Genomic DNA, 20,596 nt, shown 5'->3' with positions numbered 1-20,596 from the left:
CCAAGTACTTTCAACTTAAATGGATTTTTTGAATGCGGATAGTATATCATCCAACTCACCCACTACTTGTTCAAAGACACCAATTTTAACATGAAGTAAATCTAATATATGGTCCTCTATTGTATTCTGAATGGCTAAATTGTAAATATGAACGTCATGCTCTTGCCCTAACCGGTGGACACGTCCAATACGTTGCTCTAACTTCATGGGGTTCCAAGGTAAATCATAGTTAATGACATGATGACAAAACTGTAGATTAATCCCTTCACTACCCGATTCCGTCGCAATTAGCACCTGCGCTTTCTCTTTAAATAACTGCTTCATCCACTCCCGTTTATTCTTGTTGAATTGGCCATTAAATGGGACGCTTGTGATTCCTTTAGTTTGTAAATACCATTGCAAGTAGGTTTGAGTTGCTCGATATTCGGTAAAGAGTATAACCTTATCACTTGCCTCTGAAATAATTTCATAAGCCTTTTCTGCTTTCGAATTAACTTCTAAAACCATCAACTTTTGAATAATTCCTTCCATATAAGAAATGTCTTCTGGTTTAATGCATTTTTGAAGCATATTAGTTAACGTCATGCATGTAGCTTCCTTACTGCTGCACATTTCCCTTTGCAACGTTATCATAGAGAAGGCATCCGAAAATACGGGACAAATATTTTTAAGGTCTGAAATCAGATCGTATACTTCTTGTTCTTCTTTAGTAAAATCAATGGGTATGATTTGAACACGACGATTTGTCCATTCAATTCCAGTATCCTGTCTTCTATTTCGCACCATCACTTGATTTACCAATTCCTTTAAATAATCATCATGTTCCACATTGTGTTTACTTACGGAAAACGACGATTGAAACGTCTCATAATTACCTAAGTGCCCTGGTTTTAGTAATGAAATGAGATAAAAGAGTTCAAATACGTTATTTTGAATTGGCGTGGCAGTTAGCAACAAACAAAACTTTTTCTTCAAGTTTTGTACGAACTCATAGTTTTTAGTTTTATGGTTCTTTAATTTATGGGCTTCATCAATGATGATTAAATCATACTCTTGATCATAGATATTTTCTTTATGTGGGCTTCTTTTTGCCATATCTATACTCATAACGACAATCGTACAATGGTTTAAATCGTAATTTTTTTTATACTGCATGGCTGGAATATGAAATTTCTGGTTCAGTTCTTCAATCCATTGATTGACAAGAGAAGCCGGGACCAATATTAACGCCTTCTTCACAAGGCCTCTTACTAAATATTCTTTCAAGATCAAACCCGCTTCAATGGTTTTACCGAGCCCCACTTCGTCAGCAAGTATTGCTTTGCCATTCATCCTTTCAATGACCGTTTCTGCCACTTTCAATTGATGGGCAAGAGGCGTAAGATTGGGTAAATACTTAGGTGATTGAAGACCATTGAAATCTGTAATCAAGTTCGTTTTAACTGCCTCATAACTCATCCTATATAATGTCCAATTATCCCACGCTTCACGATTCTCCAGTCGCTCTGTAAAGCCTTCTTTCCACTCAGATGACTTTTCAATTATCATAACGATCACCTCATTTGACTTTTTCTTTGTTATTAGGTTGTCCCAAAAAGAAGTTCCTATGTTTAATGAAGTGAAGTTCGAATTTAAACCACTATATTGCTTAAAAACTCAAAAAGACATGAAACGCTAAACCCATAAGGTTAAGCATTCCATGTCTTAATTGTTTATCAATAAAGGCTTCCGAAGTATACACCTGTTCGCAAATCCTTATTTCCAGTCCCTGTTTACACCAAATCGAGTTAAATTTTCAACTCAATTTCAGCAACCGCTTTTAACTCTTCAACATGTGTAGCAAGTAACTTCTGTTGTTGTTCTTGTTTAAGTATCCCTTGGATTTCCTCACTTACTTCTGCAAGCGGTGGCAATTCTTGTCCAGCTTCTTTTGATGCAGACGCAGCTTGATCGTAGTATTCTTTAATTTCTTTTTCCGTTACTTTTCCTGCTGGTGCTACCTTATCTTGGTACTTTTCAGCTATGATGAAATCCGCTATTTTTTCTTTAAATGTTTTTACATCCATACTTTGAGCTTTGAGAACTTTCTTAATTTCTTTTTCGCCGCCTAATTGCTTTTCAAATGCTGAATACTCTTCATCAATTTCAGATGTAGATGCTTTTATTTTCGCTTCTTTTGCTTTTTGAAGAATCAATGTCTGATTAACAAGCATATCAAGTGCTTGCATTTTTACTTGTTCCGCTGATTCTTTGCTCGATGGGTCTTGTCCCATTTGTTGCATTTGACTTTGAATTGATGTCAATGCCGCGTTATATTCCTCACCTGTAAGTTCTTCCTTATTTACAACAGCCACGATCTTGTCGTTGTCCACTTGCTGTTCAGCTAGCTTCGCTTGCATCTCTTTTGCAGATGCTTCTTGTTCCTTAGTGGCTTGGTCTTTAGTAGCTTCTTGTTTTGTTTCTGCTTGGGGATTTTTATCTGTTGCCGCTTTATCTTCTCCACCGCAAGCAGCTAAACTTAATGCTAGCGCACCTGCTAAAAACGGAACTAGTACTTTTTTTAACTTCATATCGTGTAATCCCCTTTCAAATCTGCCACTCTTTATTTCTTAAGCTTAGTTTGTATCTTAACGAACATTCATCAAAAGATAAACCCATATCCCTCCACGACACAAAATTGACACCCGGATGCACGTCTGTTGATTAACCTTTTACTTGCATAAAACACTAGTGAAAAGGGCTTACAGAAGCTGTTGCTTCAACATTTCTTGTTTCATTTTGTAACTTCGTAACAATTGGGATCATTCTCGGAAGTATGCAATCATTATTTTGAGAAAAGAAATCTCGATTTGCTGCAGAATACACATGGCTATTACTAGTAAACGGCATTCTTGTTACTAGCTTAGCCGCTGAAGAATGCTTCAGCACTTCGTGTACTAAGCATTTTGAGCGCGACGGATGAAGGATCACCATACGATTATCGAAAAAGAGCCGTCTTCAATGCCCTGCAACAGGCCTTGGAGACAGCTCTTTTTCTTCCTACGAATAAAAACGGAAAAGTATTTCTAACACTAATAATACCTACTTACTTCTGACTACCGCAAAATCCAGCCATTTTAAATCATTTGCTAACTAAATGGCTAAAATTCTACTATCGTGAAATCGTCTTCGGCATTTCATCTAATAACCAGTCCAATGTTAATGGGTCATTAAACGCCCATCTACTTTCAACAACATAGGCTTTACCGTTTCTCACAGCCGGAATTCCCTTCCAAATTGGTCCATTGATAACTTCCTCAATCATTTGTTTCGACTCTTCACTATCATCTGAAGCGATTAGGAATATTCGATCTCCGGCAAATTCAGGAAGTACTTCGAGCGATATCATTTCCCACAAAGAATCTTTTTTATCTAGGAACATTTCTTCGACCTTTGGAGGCATTATAAATCCAAGTGCATCGTACATAATCGGTCCTAACCGTTGGGGACCGTATACATATAGTTGTTTACCTTCATAGATAATAAAAGCAGAAGCTGTTTCACCGGGAGCGATTAAAGGCTTGACTTCATCACGTTTTTCTTCAGCTTTTGCCGTATAATCGGTAATCCATTTTTCGGCATTTTCAGGTTTCCCAATGATTTCACCTAATGTCTTTAGCCGGGAAATTACATCACTGCTATAATCTATTGCTACAGTTGGGGCAATTTTAGACAGTTCATCAAGATCAGATGCTTCCAAAAAGTTTGGGACGATAATTAAATCGGGGTTAAGTGCTAAAGTTTTCTCCAAATTTGGTGCTACGCCATCCCCACCGATATCTTCAATTCCTTTTAATTGTGCTTCCGTAAGTACTTCAGTCGCGTTAATAAAATTTGTACCGATAATTGGTTGATTAATGGCAATCATTTCAGATGCATAAAAATGGGCGATAATGCGTTCTGGATTGGCAGGCAACTCTACCTTACGTCCCATCGCATCCGTAAACAAGCGAGTAGAAGGTTCTTTTTGTACCGCATCTCCTTTAGAAGTTGCCTCCTCTATCTTTGCATCATTTTTACTCGATTGATTGTTAGTACAAGCAACAAGCACTAATGATAGAAGCATTATTATTAATAATTTGTAAGCTATTTGTTTTGTCCCCATCTTTTGTTCCTCCATTTTTACCTAACTGGCAATGCCTCGCTATACTAAGTTAGTTTTTCACTGCATATAAATGTTTGACTAATTCACGATTTTTCTCTTTAAAGATGTCATTATGTGAAGAGACCATTCCGTGCCCATAAGCTTCTGGCGCGATATACTGCTTTGCTTTATTCACAGCATTTGCCGCGTCCTGAAACGCCCCTGCTATTAAATGAAGCTTCCCTTCGTGATTCAAAATATCTCCTGCCGCAAAGAGCCCTGGTACAGATGTTTCACTCATGGGACTGCCTGCAATACTATATTCATTCGCCATTTCTATATCCAATCCACTACTCGAGGTCAACTCTTTATCACGATCATAGCCATGATTAATAATCACTTCATCAACAGACAGCTGAATCACATTTCCATCTTCTCCGTTAACTAACTCCACCTTCTCAATGGTTTCGTGGTCACTTGCTGCGATGAGTTTTTGGATTGATGTATTCAATAAGCACTCGACAGAACTATTGAATAGTCTTGATACTTCTGCCTCATGCCCTTTCAACATATCCTTCCGGTAAGTTAAATAGACTTTTTCCGCAATCGGTTCCAACTCATTCGCCCAGTCAACAGCAGCATTTCCGCCTCCGGAAATCAATACGGTTTTCCCTTTAAAACGTGCAAGAGATTTTACCGTATAATGCAAATTTGAAACTTCAAAACGTTCAGCGCCTTCAATTTCTAATTTTGTTGGTTTCAAGATTCCCCCACCAACAGCTAAAATGACAGTTTTGGACAAATGCTTTTGGTTCGTAGATGTCTGAATAACAAAGTTTCCATCTTCATCTTTGTTAATCGACGTCACTTTTTCACCTAATACAAGCTCGGGCTCAAAAGTTAGTCCTTGCTGAATTACTTGTTCAATCAGTCGTTCTCCTGTAACAGGTGTAAGCCCCCCAATATCCCAAATCATTTTCTCCGGATAGACATGCACTTTTCCGCCTAAATAAGGTTGGAACTCGATTATCTTTGTTTTCATTTCCCTTAAACCACTATAGAAAGCCGAAAAAAGTCCTGCTGGGCCACCACCAATAATTGTTACATCATATAATTGTTCTGAGTTCATTATGAACGCCCCTTTTTTAGGTTGTTGTTATGCTTTGTACGACTCGCCAATACTATTTTAGTACCCACTCTTTTTTAGTTGATAATGATAATCGTTCTCATTAGTTTTAGTATAAGACATAATGAACCCGTTTACAATCCTTTTCTGAAAAACTCAACTAAAATGATGTATTCTTTGATGCCCCCACTCACAGCTATTGTCACTATCCTAAAAAAGCTAACAAAGTATAAAATAACTACTTTGTTAGCTCCCTTCACGAAATCACTTCGTTTGATCTGCTCTAGTTAATAGCAAAATGTTTAGTTGAATTTCCAGAGGCACTTCTCCCGCTCCACTGTCAGACTCCAAATTGAGCTTGGTGAAGCCTGCTATAAGCTCCTTGTACATCTAACAACTCAGCATGACTTCCTTGCTCTACAATGCCATCCTCTGTCACAACAATTATCCGATCTGCATTTTTAATCGTTGCTAATCGGTGTGCAATCACAAGTGTTGTGCGCCCAATAGATAACTCAGTTAAAGCCTGTTGAATTGCGACCTCAGTTTCAGTATCAAGTGCTGATGTAGCTTCATCTAAAATAAGGATAGATGGGTTTTTCAGAAACATTCGGGCTATAGAAAGACGTTGTTTTTGTCCGCCCGAAAGTTTAACACCACGCTCTCCTATCATCGTATCCATTCCTTCCGATTGAGAAAGAATAATATCTTCCAACTGGGCTCTTTTCGCCGCTTTCCATATATCCTCTTCTGAAGCATCTAGATCGCCATATGCGATATTCTCTCGAATCGATCCGTCAAATAGAAATACATCTTGTTGGACAATTCCAATTTGGGCACGGAGAGAGGCAAGCGTCATTTTTCTAGTTTCAATTCCATCAATCAATAATGAGCCTTCCTTGATATCGTAAAACCGAGGTAACAGACTGCAAATCGTCGTTTTTCCAGCACCTGATGGTCCAACAAGGGCTACTGTTTCTCCCGCACGAATCGTTAGATTAATATTCTCCAACACATTATCTTTACCTTCATAACCAAACGATACGTCCTGGAACGTTATATCTCCTTCCAAAAGTCCGACATCCATTGCATCTGGAGCATCTGCTACATCTGGCTCTGTATCTAGCATTTCAGTAAATCGCTTGAATCCAGCAATTCCTTTAGGATACATTTCAATAACGCCATTGATTTGCTGAATCGGTCCTAAAAACACATTCGACAGTAGAATAAAGGCAAGGAACTCTCCGTATGTCATGTCTTTATTGATAACAAACCACGTTCCGCATAGAAGAACAAACAATGTGACAACTTTCATGAGAATATAGCTAATGGATGAATTCCAAGCCATAACACGATACGCAATTAGTTTTGAATCACGAAAACGAACGTTGTTTTCATTGAATTGAGCAATTTCATGATCTTCATTGGAAAATGCTTGAACGACGCGCATTCCACTCACATTATTTTCTACACGTGCATTAAAATCTGCAATATCCGTAAAAAAGCGACTAAATGCTACAGACATTTTCTTACTGAAGTACAAAGAAAGACTAATAATAAGTGGAACAATAATAAATGTGAGTACAGCTAATTCTGGGTTTATCGTGAACATAATTGCAAATGCACCAGTGAGCGTCATAAGTGCTATGAAGAAATCCTCAGGTCCATGATGTGCGATTTCACCAATATCCATTAAATCGTTTGTCATTCTAGAAACCAAATGACCTGTTTTATTATTATCAAAAAATCGGAACGATAACTTCTGTACATGCGTGAAGAGATCTTTTCGCATATCCGACTCTATATTAATGCCCAGCTTATGGCCCCAGTAAGTGACAACATAATGAAGAGCCGCACTGATAATATAAATTCCAAGTAACGAGACACATCCCCATAAAATCCAGGTCCAGTTTGAGCTAGGTAACAAATCATCCACTACACGATGGACCGCTAGTGGAAAGGCTAGCTCTAGTAACGCGGCAATGACTGCACATGAAAAGTCCAAAATGAAAAGCTTTTTATACGGTATGTAATAAGAGAAAAAACGTTTTAGCACTAGGTATCACGCTCCTTACATTATTGGTTTTGTGTAGAGCATTCATCAACAATTCTTTCGGTGAAAATGATTAGAGGCTAGGTCTGACATCAAACCCCATTCAGAACTAGCCTCTTCCATATGAATTACTGTTCTCCCTTTTTCTTAGCAACAAGCATATCCGCTACTTCTTCTGCTTGCGCTAACACGGCTATCGGATCATATGGCCAAAACCGTTTGGCATCAAGATAGAAAACATTATTCTTTTTGACTGCATCTACAGATTCCCAAACAGGATCCTCTTTATCTAACGTACCACCATGTGATTGATCGAAAAAGATATAATCACCAGCATAATCAGTTAGTACTTCAAAGGAAACTTGTTTGAATGTTTCTCCAGTATCTATTAACTCTTTTTTGATACGCTCTTGCGGAGTTAACTTAAGATGTTTATAGATTGCTTGCCCACCACGATAAATACCATCTCCATAGATATACGAGTCTTTACCGAATGCGCCGAAGATAGAAACTGTTTCGCCCTCTTCCATTACCGCCTTGACTTTATCCCTTTGTTGTTGAATTTTATCATCAAAAGTAGTCAGCCATTCTTCTGCTTCTTTTCCCTTCCCTAGCATCTCTCCAATCGCTCTTACTTCCTCGTAAGCATCACTATATGTTTCGTAAGGAATAATCACTGTAGGCGCCATTTTGGAAAATTTCTCAAATGTACTTTTTTCAGAATCCGCACTAATAATCAAATCTGGGTTTAAATTCAATATTGTTTCCACAGCACTCTCACCAGTACTCTCAATACCAACTATTAAATCTTGAATATGAACGTTCTCAAGATCTGTTTTTGTTGCGCCAACAGGTTTTTCTCCAAGTATAAGTAGTGTAGGTAAATAGCTATCTACAACAATTCTTTTTGCGTTTGTCGGTATCTCAATATCGCCGTGGATCGTTTTAACAATTCTTGTTTCTGGTTTTTCACTTTCAGCCTTATCATTCTTTGCCTCTTCCGTACCTTTCTTACTATCAGATGTTTGACTGCTCGTACTACCACAAGCGGCAATCATCATAGCTAACATAGCGAGTAACAGACAAAAAACGAGATTAGATTTATTCTTCAACGGAAATCCCCCCTCGACTGATAATGATTTTCATTCTCATTAACAAGTTAATGCATTTATCCAACTATGTCAATTTTAGTTGTCCTTGTATTAATATGAACTAGATACTGAGGTAAAGATATTCAACTCAGTAACTAGTTTTATTTGGTAAGGGATTCCACAACACCATCAATAATTTGCGTGTTTGCAATCACCCCTGAATATAACCAGCTAGTCTCAGCACCATATTCATAAATATGACCATTTTTCACGGCAGGTATATTCTTCCACACAGGGTCTTTTAACATTTCTGCGCCATTTCCTTTATCACTATTAATCAAGAAAATATGATCTGCATCAAGTTCAGCTAATCGCTCTAAGGAAATCGCCGACCAATTTCCTGTGGCGGTGCTTGAAATTTCTTTGACTACACTTGGAGTTGAAAGACCAAGATCACCATATAACACTGCCCCACTAGATACATTTTCGCTTACGATGTAAAAGTTATTATTTACGAGCCAAATAGCAGCAGCTGATTCAGAGCCAATCGAGTCCTGTATAATCTTCTTTGATTCTGTTGCTTTCTTTTCATATACTTCTAATACTTGTTTGGCTTCATCCGTCTTTTCAAAAATCTCACCTACACTTAATAACTTTTCTCTCCAATCGCTATTATTCTCTACTTCAACAACATAAGTAGGAGCAATTTTAGCATATTGATCGTATTTCGATCCTTCAACTTCTTGCGCTGAGCTCATAATAATTAAGTCCGGAGTAAAACTCGCCACGACCTCAAATGGAAGTTCTGAAGGTATCGTTGGTACATCTTTTAAATAGACTTGTAGATAATCTTGGAGCCCCGCACCATCATTAATGGACCACTGAGCAGCAGGTGTAATACCGAGTGCAACTAAATTGTCCTCCAAATAGGAAGCAATAATATGTTTCGGATTTGCAGGAATGGTCACTTCATGCCCCATAGCATCTGTTAGTATACGTTCTGTGGAAAGTTCTTCGGTTGCCGGTTTTTTTTCGTTGTCTTTGGTTTGTGTTACATTTTCACCACTATCGCTACACCCTGCTAAAGATAGTGATAGTACTAAAAAACTAGACATGATACCATTTCTTTTTTTATTATTTAACATAGTTTCATTCTCCTACTATTCGTTTTTTGTCAAAAAAAAATAAGATTAACACCGCCCTGCAATTGCCAGGTAACGAGTGGATGTTTATAACAGACGATGGGTTATATCAATCTTTCAAGCGCGATAGTAGGTAAAGGAAGTACGGCGCCCCAATCACAGCGACGACAATTCCAGCTGGAATCTCTGATGGCTGTAGTATCCAACGACCAAGTGTATCCGCTACAAGGACTAACAGCCCCCCTGTTAAAGCTGCAGCTGGTATTAAAAATTGATGTCTGGACCCGACTAGTTGACGTGCTAAATGAGGACCAATCAGCCCCACAAATCCGATACCACCACTAACTGATACGCTAGCTCCCGCTAATCCAACTGCTGCAGCAAGTAATATTCGACGCTCTTTCTCAATCGAAGCACCTAAGCCAGTAGCTGTTAAGTCTCCTAAATTTAGTACGTTTAATACACGTGCTTTCGAAAATACAAATGGAATTAAAACGAGAATCCATGGCAACAAGGACAATACAAATTTCCAATTTGACCCCCAAATACTGCCCGCTAACCAAGTAGCAACAAATTGATAGTTTTCTGGACTTAAGCGCAGTGTTAAAACAATCATGGCCGAACTAATACCGGCTGCAACTGCCACACCTGTGAGCAGTAACCGCATAGGTGAAATTCCCTCATGTCGTTTATAAGCTAACGAATAAATGATTACTGCTGTTACCCCCGCCCCTAAAAACGCCAAAACAGGAAGTAAAAAGACAGGTGTTGCTGCAGTTGATGGAAAAAAAGATATAAATAACATGACGGCTAGTCCTGCACCTGCGTTGATTCCTAATATGCCTGGATCCGCCAAAGCATTGCGGGATATCCCTTGTAATACACAGCCAGATACTGCCAGTCCCATCCCTACCAATACCGCAATAATTATACGCGGTAAACGAAATTCAAATAGAATTAGATGTTGTTTATCCGTTCCTAGTCCAAACAGCGTGCGGATCACTTCAAGCGGAGTCAATCGTATAAAGCCCGTATTCATGCTAATCATGAATGCAAAGACAATGAGCAATCCTAGAACACCGATGATTATCAGATTTTTAGTCTTTGCCCTATGTTGGGTATGAGTCCTATTATTCTTTTCTTTCATAGTTCTTTTCCTCCTTTTCGTGCAAGGTACAGGAAGAACGGTACCCCAATTAAGGCAATCAATGCGCCAATTGGCGTTTCATACGGTGGATTAATCATTCTTGCTCCGAGATCAGCTAAAACAACTAACAGACCACCAAGCACAATTGAACAAGGTATAATCCAACGATAATCATGACCAACTAGAAAACGGGTAAGATGAGGAACGATTAATCCAACAAAACCAACTGCCCCTACTACAGAAACAGCAGCTCCAGCTAGGATAAGCACGATAATCATCCCAACTAATTTAATCGTCTTTGTTCGTTGACCTAGTCCAATTGCCACCTCTTCTCCAAGGCTTAAGAGTGTGATCGAACGAGAAAGAATGAGTGCACCGATCATCGCAACGAGAATCCATGGGGACATGATTTGGAGATGAACCCATTTCGTGCCCGATACACCACCGGCATACCAAAAGGCTAAATCTTGCCCAATACGAAAATAAAGAGCAATTCCTTCGCTAAGTGCTCCTAACAATGCGCTTACTGCAGCTCCAGCAAGGACAAGTCGCATCGGTGTCAAACCGCCTCGTGACATCGAACCTACTCCATACACGATTCCAACACCTAAACCAGCACCTAAAAAGGAATACATGATTAGGTACATATATGGAAGGCCGGGTAATAAAGCAAAGCAGAGTGCAAGCATAAATGCAGCACCGGCATTCAGGCCCAAAAGACCGGAATCTGCTAGTGGATTTCGAGTCATTCCCTGCATTAGTGCACCAGATACGGCAAAACATGATCCAACTAGTGCTGCACCAAGAACGCGCGGCATACGTATTTCTCGAATAATTTGATGCTGCGTTAGATCCGGATCAAATTGAAACACAGCTGTCCAAACAGTTGCTAACTTTATGTCCGCAGCTCCAAATGAAATGGAAAGACCTATCGCAACCAGTAATGCAAACATACCTCCAAATAAAACAACTACCGCAACAATTGGATGTGAGTGTTTCTTAATTTCCGTTAACTTTTCTATCTTGGCAGAAACTTCCGCTGATGCAGACATACCTTTCCTCCCCCACAACAAACTTACAATCGGCATACTTTTTTGAGAAAAAGGACTACCGATCCTTCTGACATAATTGATACGATAGACAAATTGGATTATCACTAAATGGACAAGTTGCAATTCTGGCTTCTATGTTAAATACAAGCTGTAAATTTGGACACGTCATCACTTCTTCCGGTGTCCCCTCTTTCACTAATTTGCCGTTTTTCATGGCAATCATATAATCAGAAAAACGGGAGGCATGATTCAAATCGTGGAGCACCATGACAATTGTTCGGCCTTCCTCCTCATTAAGCCGCTGTAAGAGGAGTAAAATATCCAGTTGATGTGCTAAATCTAAATATGTAGTCGGCTCGTCGAGAATAAGAATTTCAGTGTCCTGCGCAAGCGCCATTGCAATCCAAACACGTTGCCTTTGTCCACCTGATAACGCTTCAACAGGACGATCCTTAAATTCATTTAATCCGGTTACGTCAATTGCCCAATAAATATATTCATAGTCTTCTTTTTTTAATGAACCGAATCCACTTTGATGCGGGAAACGGCCATAGGAAACCAATTCAAATACAGTAAGTCCCCCTGGTGCATTCGCCGATTGTGGCAAAATCGCCATCTTCTTGGCGACTTCTTTCGTTTCTAACTGATGAATCGCACGACCGTCAAGATAGACCGCACCGCTTTTTGTTTTCAATACTCTCGAAATAGCCTTTAATAAAGTAGATTTCCCACAACCATTTGGGCCAATAATCGTAGTTATCTTTTTTTCAGGAATAGAGACACTTAAATCATCAATAATAAGTGTGTTTGAGTAACCTATTGCAACATGATCCACTTTAATAGCTGACATTTTCAGTACTTCCTTTCCTTTTAATAATCGTATCGTTTGATTAAGGTTTCTTTCCTTCTTTTACTTTTCTAAGGACTAGTTATCCGCTAACTTTAATTGATAACGATTATCAATCTCATTTATATATTAGATACTATTTAGATAATTGTCAACAGCTTGCAGAAGTTACAGTAAGTTTAGTTTTTTGGGGTAGCATTTAATAGTAGCGGGCTTTCTTTAAATGCATGGTTACAGGAGGTGTATTCTATGTAGATTCTCTACTATTCGGATTACGTTTGAGTATATTTTCATTAATAAAAATAAGGATATCTTTGCCGTATTGGCAAGGATATCCTTATCTTAAATATATGGTGGCACCATCAGATCTTATGTATGGTGGAGACGGCGGGAGTCGAACCCGCGTCCAGAGGCTCTAACACTTAAGCATCAAAGAGATAATTAACCCCAGTTGCAAAAGCAACGGCTAATCGGAGATGTAGCTTTCCCCCCTAGAATCCTTACTTATGGCGGTCCAAGTAGATGCGTTTTACGGCAACTTGATATGTGTGGAATCAATTAATTTTAGGATCCCAATGTTAGCACAAATTCCAGTGGTTTTACCACGTACCAACCAGTATCGTTTCGTGACTGATACCAACAAGTCTGCCAATGCTGATGTGTCTAACTTCACAAGTCGCCGACTCAGCTGAGATCCACTAATAGAATCCAGATCCAATTCGATTCAGATAGCCGGTTTAGCGCTGATTACTTGTTCGATTTTCTCCCACCTTCTCCAACGAAATAGCTGCACAAGAATCATGAATTTGACTAATGCGTATTCAGATAACTTATCATAGTCATAATTCACTAATGCACAATCCAATATGCTCCGAGGCAACAGAGATAAGTATTGACGATTGACGATGTCTTGGTCTACGCAATTCATTTGTAGCGTATGGAACTGATTTGGTTGTCAGTATCTATTCTACTGAAGGAGCATTTTTCTGTAGAATCATTCAGTGTAATATACATTTATAGTTTTAAATTACTCTTATTAACTGTCGTGCAGGGCAATTGGGTACCTAAAATTAGGGCGGAAACGCTGCACACAAAGAGATTATAGGTGAAAATGACCCATATTTGGCATGACTTAGGGTAATCCCCCGTAAACGATTACCCCGAGTCATACTAGTCTTTTCTTGACTTTCTAACTGATAATGATTATCATTATTGTTTAGACTAACTTAATAATTCATAATGGAGGTTAATTTTAGTATCATGTTCAAAATCAACTCAGATCGTTCATCAGGTTCACGATTGTCAGTCATCCTATCCTTGCTGCTTCTGCTCATTTTACTTTCGGGCTGTACCTCTCCCAAAGAAGATAATTCAGTAGATAGTATCAAAGAAGCAGCATCCGCGAACACACCACAGCAGCGAGTCATTGAACATGCCGCCGGTCTAACCACTATTGTAGGAAAACCGGAGAAAATTGTCGTACTCGATTACAGACTGGCTGATCAAATGCTGGCACTTGGCATAAAACCGTATGCTTCCACTACATACATAGGGTCTTTAGAGCTTCCTTATTTGGACAACGATGCATTGTCCGGCGTCATTCCGCTTGGCGACTCCGCTAATTTGGAAGCCTTAGTGGAAATTGAACCGGATTTGATTATTTCCCGGGATTCCAAGATTAACGATGATCTGAGTAAAATCGCACCGACAGTGATCCTCGAAAATTCTGATGATTGGCGAACTGGCCTTATTAAAATGGGTGTAGTCTTGCAAAAAGAAGAGGAAGCGCAGCAATGGATCGAGCAATATGAACAAAAATTGGACGAAGCCCGAAAACTCATCGCTGCACATGTGAAACCTGGTGAAACGTTCATGTATTTACGCATTCAACCGAAAATCATCCGATTATATGGACCGAATCATGGCTTTGCGGAAATTCTGTTCTCGGGGTTGAAACTCACGCCTGCTCCTGGAATAGAGAGCATTAATAAAGCAGAACAAATTTCGCTGGAATCTCTGCCTTCTTTTAATCCAGATCATCTTTTCCTAGAAGTAGGCAACTCCGAAGAAGATTTGGAAGCGCAGACGGATCTAGAGATGTATGCCGCTACTTCTGTCTGGAAAAATCTCACCGCTGTGAAAGCAGGACAAGTCTACAGTGTGCCCCATTGGACCATCAGTGATTATCCGCTGATTAAGGAAAATTCTTTGAATTTGATCGTTAATGAGTTAACAAACGGCGAGTGACAGAGAGTTTCCAAGCTATAGAAAAAGGTGCGACAGTACGCTTTCCTTCGACATTCACATCACCTTACATCCTCATGCCAGTCCACATAATTTTGATTTTAAGGGACTGGCATGCAGGTTGTAATCATAACGTATGCAGTTCGCGAGATTAATTTGTAATTTATGAAATTAGTACTAAGCGAATGTGTTAACTTTTGATTAAGACTGCTGCTTCACTATCAATTTACTCAAACAGCATCCAATGGATCTGAAAGGGTGATCCAGTTATTTCCAATCCAATGCATTTCATCAATAAGTCGGCCAAGCAATCCGCGCAGCTCGCTTTCTCCATAGCATACCTACGCCTTCCTCAATAGAACGATTAACAAACGCCACTGAACCTTTAATTAATGATGAAAATAGAAATAGCACCATCACAAGAGAAAATACAATTCAGTACTTTTGTCCGATTTTAAATCAATCAAAAGTTTGAGTAACTTGACTAAGGTTCACTTTTTTCAGCTTTAGCTTTTTAACCTTGTTTTTATTAAAAGCTTTCATAAGAATCCTCCTCGTATCTGTAAAGGCGCTAACCCTATGTGCTGATGTCATCCCCACGCCCAATCACACATACAAAAAAGTAACCACTTAATTCTCATTGAAAAGAATCCAGGTAGTTACTCACTGTTTATTCAGCTACATCATATAGCTAGAACAAATCAAAATAATACACAATTCATAAACGAAAGGAATTTTATGATGAAGAAAATGAATGCGAATTACTGGGTATCTAAACTTGGAATGATCCCTCATCCAGAAGGTGGATATTATAAAAGAACCTTTGAATCGGAAGAACGTACGTCTGATAAAGAATTAACTAGTGATTTTGAAGGTCACCGAAAGCTCTATACGAGCATTTACTTTCTATTAACATCAAATGATGTCTCTCATTTTCACCGTTTAAAATCGGATGAATTATGGTATTATCACGCTGGAAGTTCGTTAACTATACATGTCATTGATGAAATTGGAGATTATAAAGAAATCAAACTAGGCATGGATTTAGATAATGGAGAGGTCCCCCAAGCGTTAGTCCCCCAAAATTCAATTTTCGGATCATCTGTCATGGCGGATGATACTTGCTCCCTAGTAGGTTGTATGGTTTCTCCAGGGTTTGATTTCCAAGACTTTGAACTGTTCACACAAGCTGAACTATTAACAACGTATCCTCAACACGAAGAGATTATTATGAAGCTAGCATACGAAAAAGTTCCAGAATAATATCAGAACTTCATTTCTATTTTTCCCATTTCACGCAGCATTCAAAAGTCAACCAATCCTTGATTTATGGATTGGTTGACTTTTCCATTTGTTGACTTCAATGAATTCCAAGGTGCTTGATTTGCGCTACTACCCCAAACCTCATTATTTCAAGACAAGAATAAAGCCAGAGATCATAACAATCTCTAACTTCAGGTCCTCTATACATAGTTGAGCGATACTCCGAACGAATCATTAATACCCGAAATAGTATCAGATACCTGTATAAGAACTGTCGTAAATGTCTAAACGCTCATGATTTTTTGCTGCACAGCATACCTAAGATTTAACTTCCAACAGGGTCTATGGGTTCCTTCCCCGTTAAAACAGCTACTAAATTCTCTGCCGCTCGCATCGCCATTGCGGCTTCTGTTCTCGCTGTAGCAGATCCGATGTGAGGGACTGTCACAACATTCGACATTTGAAGCAATGGATTATCTGAATCCACGGGCTCTTTTTCAAATACATCCAATCCCGCCCCATGAATCTCGCCATTTTGTAAAGCATGGATAAGCGCTTGTTCATCGACCGTCTGACCGCGAGATACATTTATGAAAACAGCTGATTTCTTCATCAATTTAAATTCTTCTTCACCAATGAGTTGGAACGTTTCAGGTGTAAGGGGCGTCATCAACACAATGTAATCGGCACGTGTTAAAAGTGATGTCAAGTCACAATACTCCGCGTCATACTTCTCTTCAGCTTCCGGTTTTCTGTTCCGATTAAAATAAAGGACATCCATATTAAATCCGAATTTTGCCCTTCTCGCAATCGCTTCTCCGATTCTCCCCATTCCAATGATGCCTAACGTGGTGCTATGTACATCTTTCCCATAGATCTCACGATAATTTGTCGTTGGTTTCCAGTTCCCCTCTTTGACGAACCGATCCAATTCAGTGATGCGTCTAGCAGTGGATAAAATGAGGGCAAATGCTAAATCCGCAACCGTTTCATCCAATACATGAGGCGTATTGGTTCCAATTACATTTCGTTTAGTCATAGCTTCTACATCAAAGTTATTGTAACCAACAGATACGTTACTAATGATTTTTAAATGAGGGGCGTGATTCAGCAACTCCTCATCAATCCTTCCAACCATACTGCTGCCCCCAGTATATAAACCTTCTACATCAGCAATTTCCTTTAACAGGATATCCCTCGGAATTCGCCCATCTCCCTGCCACTCTCGAATATCACAATACTCAGCCATAAACTCTTTCACATGTTCAGGTATCGAATATGTTGAATACACTTTTGGTTTCAATTTTCATTCCCCCTACGATTCACTAGCTTCTAACTTCATTGTTTCATATTTTACAATCACTAGCACGTGAAATTGTTAGGTACACAGGCAACTCTAAATTCAATGAGAACCCAGCATCCCAAGACATCGGATTATTACAAGAAAACAAAGCGTATCACTTATTCATCTAAGTGATACGCTTAATAGCTTTAAAATCTATAGAAGTAAAATTTACTTTTCATTAGTGTCTTCGTTGGGTTCATCACTGCCGCGATAACGATGATAAGGGAGGAGATTCCAAGTCCGGTCTTCTAAATGATCATCATCCAGCACCATCGGAATGTCCGTTAGAATCTTTTTAGCGACATCAAGTTCACGTTGAGATTCTTCCTTATCCTGATACAAGAATTCATCGGAAGCGGTAGCTGGCGCTTGTGCCACTTTCTCCTCCAAGTCCTGAATGACCATTTCCTGTTGAGCGCGCATTGAATCCCGGGCATCTGCAATCCATTCCGGCTGCAAATTGCGATTAACATCACCCACACTACTAAACTCGTCAAAAATATCCCGATAAATTCGGTCTGCATTGGTACGGACATCCAAGTTCGCCGCTTCTAAATCAAGGTTTGTTAGTTCCTCCACCGTCAATGGCGTTTTGCGTTTTCGTCCACCGAGCCTTGTCCTTGCCAAATAGAAAGGGAATATGCTTTTAAGCGTTTTGCCAACTGGTGAAATGGATCTTTCAAACTCATCAAGTCCTTTTGGCTGAACCCCCTGCATCGCAATACGAGCTGATTCTGGACGCACAATTTCCTTCGGAGGCATAATCCCATGACGAAGCATTTCACGTATACCCGTACCAGAAATATTAATCCTGTACTGTTCATCATGTGGACAGGACTGCCCTGTAGCGGGACTATCACACCGTGTGCAATAAAAGACTTCATGATACAATCGAATTTCAATCCCTAACTCTTCAGGTTTAAACTCGTCAAATATACTATGGCTCGCATACTTATCATAATAATCACCAATTCCCGCATGATCTCGCCCTATGAGCGCATGCGTACAACCATAGTTCTTCATAATTAGGGCGTGTAAAACAGTCTCCCGCGGTCCTGCAAAAATATACGTCACTCGCAAAGGAGCGAGAATGGAACGACCTTGTGGATAATACGTATCTAAAACGCTTCGATAAGACAACATACGGTATTCATGACGTGTATACTCACGTTTGGCCATCTCGACTAAAGGTTGAAGAAGCAAGCCATCTAATTCTTCCAAAGCGTTCTTATGAATATATTCATGACCCCTATGCAAGGGATTGGCCCCTGTTATAAAACCTGCCGCGGTACGAAACTTCTTCTCTTCATAAAATATACGCCACGTATCTTTTGGTTCCAGGCGAAGTTTTTCAAATGGTCCCCAATCCATTCGCCGTAATAATCGAATAGGTCCACCTAAAGAGACATCGCCCATTCTTCTATAAATTGCATCGACCCCCGGGTGGTTACGATCGGTCGTACCAAAAAGAGCAGACGCGCGCCGTTCCTTATCATACTGAAAAATATCTTCTATTTGCATAATAGCAACAGGTTCATTGTTTTCATCCGCAAGTGTCACCTCATCCCCAACCTTAAGGGACTTCACGATTTCTTTGTTCCGATTACCGATTGGGGCAAAACTTAGCGGCGCCGGCCATATTACGCCACTTGTTAACCGCCCTGACGAAAGAACAGAATTATAATCTGGTTCGTTCATAAAGCCTTCATTGGGAGATAAAACCCCCGTCGCAATCATTTCAAGCGTTATCGAAGCCTCCATGTCTACCATAATCGTTGGTAGCTGCTTGGCTCTGACCAGCTCCTCTTCCCGCTCTTTTCCCGTTACTACCTTATCCACCAATTTTCCGCCATGAGGCTGTTGTGGATAGTTCAAAAACTTGTTTTCCATTGGTACATTTACCATCTCATTCCTTCCCCCTTCAAACTATTTGTCTATATATTCAAAAAATAGGTATGCTAACACTACTATACCTGCACACTCAAAATAAATCAAATACTCTGAAATTTATTCGCGTCATGCACTTAAAAGAGGTACCTGTGTCAAACACAAAGAAAAAAATTCGCGTGTCTGAATAAACACGCGAAAAAGAATAGAAAACCACATAATGAATTACTTACTTTGTAACATTATACAGTTTTATTGCATTTACTGAATTAATACACTGACACTTAAACTGGATAAACTTGTCACACATGCTATGATTAAAATAGTACTAAGGATACTCTTACTCTATCTTTTATGTATAGTAATAATGAATAACGACATAAAAATATGGGGTGATGACATGGTTGAATTGAAGAAATCACAGTTTGGGAAGAATGTTATTATCGAAGAAAATCCTCTATCAAAATGGTTGTTTTCTAACACGACATCCTCATGGATATGGTTGGTATTAAGATTATACCTTGGTTATTCTTGGCTGATGGCGGGCATTGGAAAAGTTACTTCTGACGTATGGACTGGCGCTAATGCTGGTGTTGCAATTAAAGGGTTTATGGGGGGCGCCCTTGCCAAAACCGAGTCGGGGGACGTCGCAGGCTGGTATGCTTGGTTCCTAGAGAGCATCGTAATTCCAAACGCAGTCCCATTTTCTTATATGGTCGCTTGGGGTGAAGTGTTAATTGGACTCGGCTTAATCGTTGGTCTCTTAACTGGAATTGCAGCTTTCTTTGGTGCACTTATGAATATGTCTTTCTTATTGGCAGGTACCGTGAGTTCGAATCCCGTTATGTTTATAATTGCAGTATTCTTAATTATGGCCTGGAAAGTTGCTGGTTGGTATGGGATAGATCGTTGGGTGTTGCCTCGCTTAGGAACACCATGGTCGTCAAAGAAATGAATTGTATAAATTAGATGATATCCCGAGTTCTTTTACTTGGGATATTTTTTTGTAGCTTAGGAAACTATAAAATCACGTCCAGACTCCAGCGCCTAGAGGCTCAGAGGCCAGTGAGAGGTACCTGTCAGACACCAAGACGAGAAATTCACACTTTCAAGTAATTATACAAAAAATAAAGAATAGGTCGCATAGTAATTGATTAACTTCGTATTATTATACAACTGAATCAATTTCATAATGCGTACTTTTAAAAAATCATAAAGAAACAGAATTTGAAATGATTTCTTAAAAAAACGAATGAAATAGACGATTACGCTGTTG

15 protein-coding genes are annotated in these 20,596 nt (G+C 39.4%); 3 read left to right on the top strand and 12 right to left on the bottom strand.

Going from position 1 to position 20,596, the window contains the following annotated elements:
• Nucleotides 1–15: 15 nt before the first annotated feature.
• The 10 genes from I2483_RS15850 to I2483_RS15805 form a co-directional block, all read right to left on the bottom strand.
• On the bottom strand, nucleotides 16–1,548 hold the full coding sequence (locus I2483_RS15850) for a DEAD/DEAH box helicase (protein WP_207278073.1): 1,533 nt from the start codon (nucleotides 1,546–1,548) through the stop codon (nucleotides 16–18).
• 239 nt (nucleotides 1,549–1,787) lie between these two features.
• A complete protein-coding gene (locus I2483_RS15845; RefSeq protein ID WP_207278072.1) occupies nucleotides 1,788–2,570 on the bottom strand; it encodes a SurA N-terminal domain-containing protein in 783 nt (260 codons plus the stop codon).
• Nucleotides 2,571–3,151: 581 nt separating this feature from the next.
• Complete coding sequence (locus tag I2483_RS15840) at nucleotides 3,152–4,144, bottom strand: ABC transporter substrate-binding protein (protein WP_207278071.1); 993 nt, start codon at nucleotides 4,142–4,144, stop codon at nucleotides 3,152–3,154.
• A 49-nt stretch (nucleotides 4,145–4,193) separates the two neighbouring features.
• Entirely contained in the window at nucleotides 4,194–5,252 is a 1,059-nt protein-coding gene (locus I2483_RS15835) for an NAD(P)/FAD-dependent oxidoreductase (RefSeq protein WP_207278070.1), read from the bottom strand.
• A gap of 337 nt (nucleotides 5,253–5,589) precedes the next feature.
• Nucleotides 5,590–7,305, bottom strand: a complete 1,716-nt coding sequence (locus I2483_RS15830) for an ABC transporter transmembrane domain-containing protein (RefSeq protein ID WP_207278069.1) — start codon at nucleotides 7,303–7,305, stop codon at nucleotides 5,590–5,592.
• A 125-nt stretch (nucleotides 7,306–7,430) separates the two neighbouring features.
• Nucleotides 7,431–8,414, bottom strand: a complete 984-nt coding sequence (locus tag I2483_RS15825; RefSeq protein WP_255550480.1) for an ABC transporter substrate-binding protein — start codon at nucleotides 8,412–8,414, stop codon at nucleotides 7,431–7,433.
• Between the two features lie 140 nt (nucleotides 8,415–8,554).
• Entirely contained in the window at nucleotides 8,555–9,538 is a 984-nt protein-coding gene (locus tag I2483_RS15820) for an iron-hydroxamate ABC transporter substrate-binding protein (protein ID WP_207278068.1), read from the bottom strand.
• A 106-nt stretch (nucleotides 9,539–9,644) separates the two neighbouring features.
• The gene (locus I2483_RS15815; protein ID WP_207278067.1) at nucleotides 9,645–10,682 is read right to left on the bottom strand and encodes a FecCD family ABC transporter permease; all 1,038 of its coding nucleotides are present in this window, start codon (nucleotides 10,680–10,682) and stop codon (nucleotides 9,645–9,647) included.
• On the bottom strand, nucleotides 10,679–11,734 hold the full coding sequence (locus I2483_RS15810) for a FecCD family ABC transporter permease (protein ID WP_207278066.1): 1,056 nt from the start codon (nucleotides 11,732–11,734) through the stop codon (nucleotides 10,679–10,681). The genes I2483_RS15815 and I2483_RS15810 overlap by 4 nt, the downstream gene beginning before the upstream one ends.
• A 55-nt stretch (nucleotides 11,735–11,789) precedes the next feature.
• Nucleotides 11,790–12,584: an ABC transporter ATP-binding protein gene (locus I2483_RS15805; RefSeq protein WP_207278065.1), complete on the bottom strand. Its 795-nt coding sequence runs from the start codon at nucleotides 12,582–12,584 to the stop codon at nucleotides 11,790–11,792.
• Nucleotides 12,585–13,841: 1,257 nt separating this feature from the next.
• Here I2483_RS15805 and I2483_RS15800 point away from each other — a divergent pair.
• Both I2483_RS15800 and I2483_RS15795 read left to right on the top strand, forming a co-directional pair.
• On the top strand, nucleotides 13,842–14,828 hold the full coding sequence (locus I2483_RS15800; protein WP_207278064.1) for an iron-siderophore ABC transporter substrate-binding protein: 987 nt from the start codon (nucleotides 13,842–13,844) through the stop codon (nucleotides 14,826–14,828).
• Nucleotides 14,829–15,566: 738 nt separating this feature from the next.
• Complete coding sequence (locus I2483_RS15795; RefSeq protein WP_186670921.1) at nucleotides 15,567–16,088, top strand: cupin domain-containing protein; 522 nt, start codon at nucleotides 15,567–15,569, stop codon at nucleotides 16,086–16,088.
• Between the two features lie 325 nt (nucleotides 16,089–16,413).
• On the opposite strand, the gene I2483_RS15790 is transcribed toward I2483_RS15795, so the two are convergent.
• Nucleotides 16,414–17,391 carry a 2-hydroxyacid dehydrogenase gene (locus I2483_RS15790; protein WP_255550479.1) on the bottom strand — a complete coding sequence of 326 codons (978 nt, stop codon included), beginning with the start codon at nucleotides 17,389–17,391 and terminating at the stop codon, nucleotides 16,414–16,416.
• A gap of 210 nt (nucleotides 17,392–17,601) precedes the next feature.
• A complete protein-coding gene (locus I2483_RS15785; RefSeq protein ID WP_207278063.1) occupies nucleotides 17,602–19,338 on the bottom strand; it encodes a sulfate adenylyltransferase in 1,737 nt (578 codons plus the stop codon).
• 382 nt (nucleotides 19,339–19,720) lie between these two features.
• Here I2483_RS15785 and I2483_RS15780 point away from each other — a divergent pair, with 382 nt between their 5' ends.
• Complete coding sequence (locus I2483_RS15780; RefSeq protein WP_207278062.1) at nucleotides 19,721–20,275, top strand: DoxX family protein; 555 nt, start codon at nucleotides 19,721–19,723, stop codon at nucleotides 20,273–20,275.
• The last annotated feature ends 321 nt before the right edge of the window (nucleotides 20,276–20,596 follow it).

Source organism: Sporosarcina sp. E16_3 (genome assembly GCF_017347125.1).
Taxonomy (GTDB): Bacteria; Bacillota; Bacilli; order Bacillales_A; family Planococcaceae; genus Sporosarcina.
This window is presented reverse-complemented; position numbering and strand designations above follow the sequence as displayed.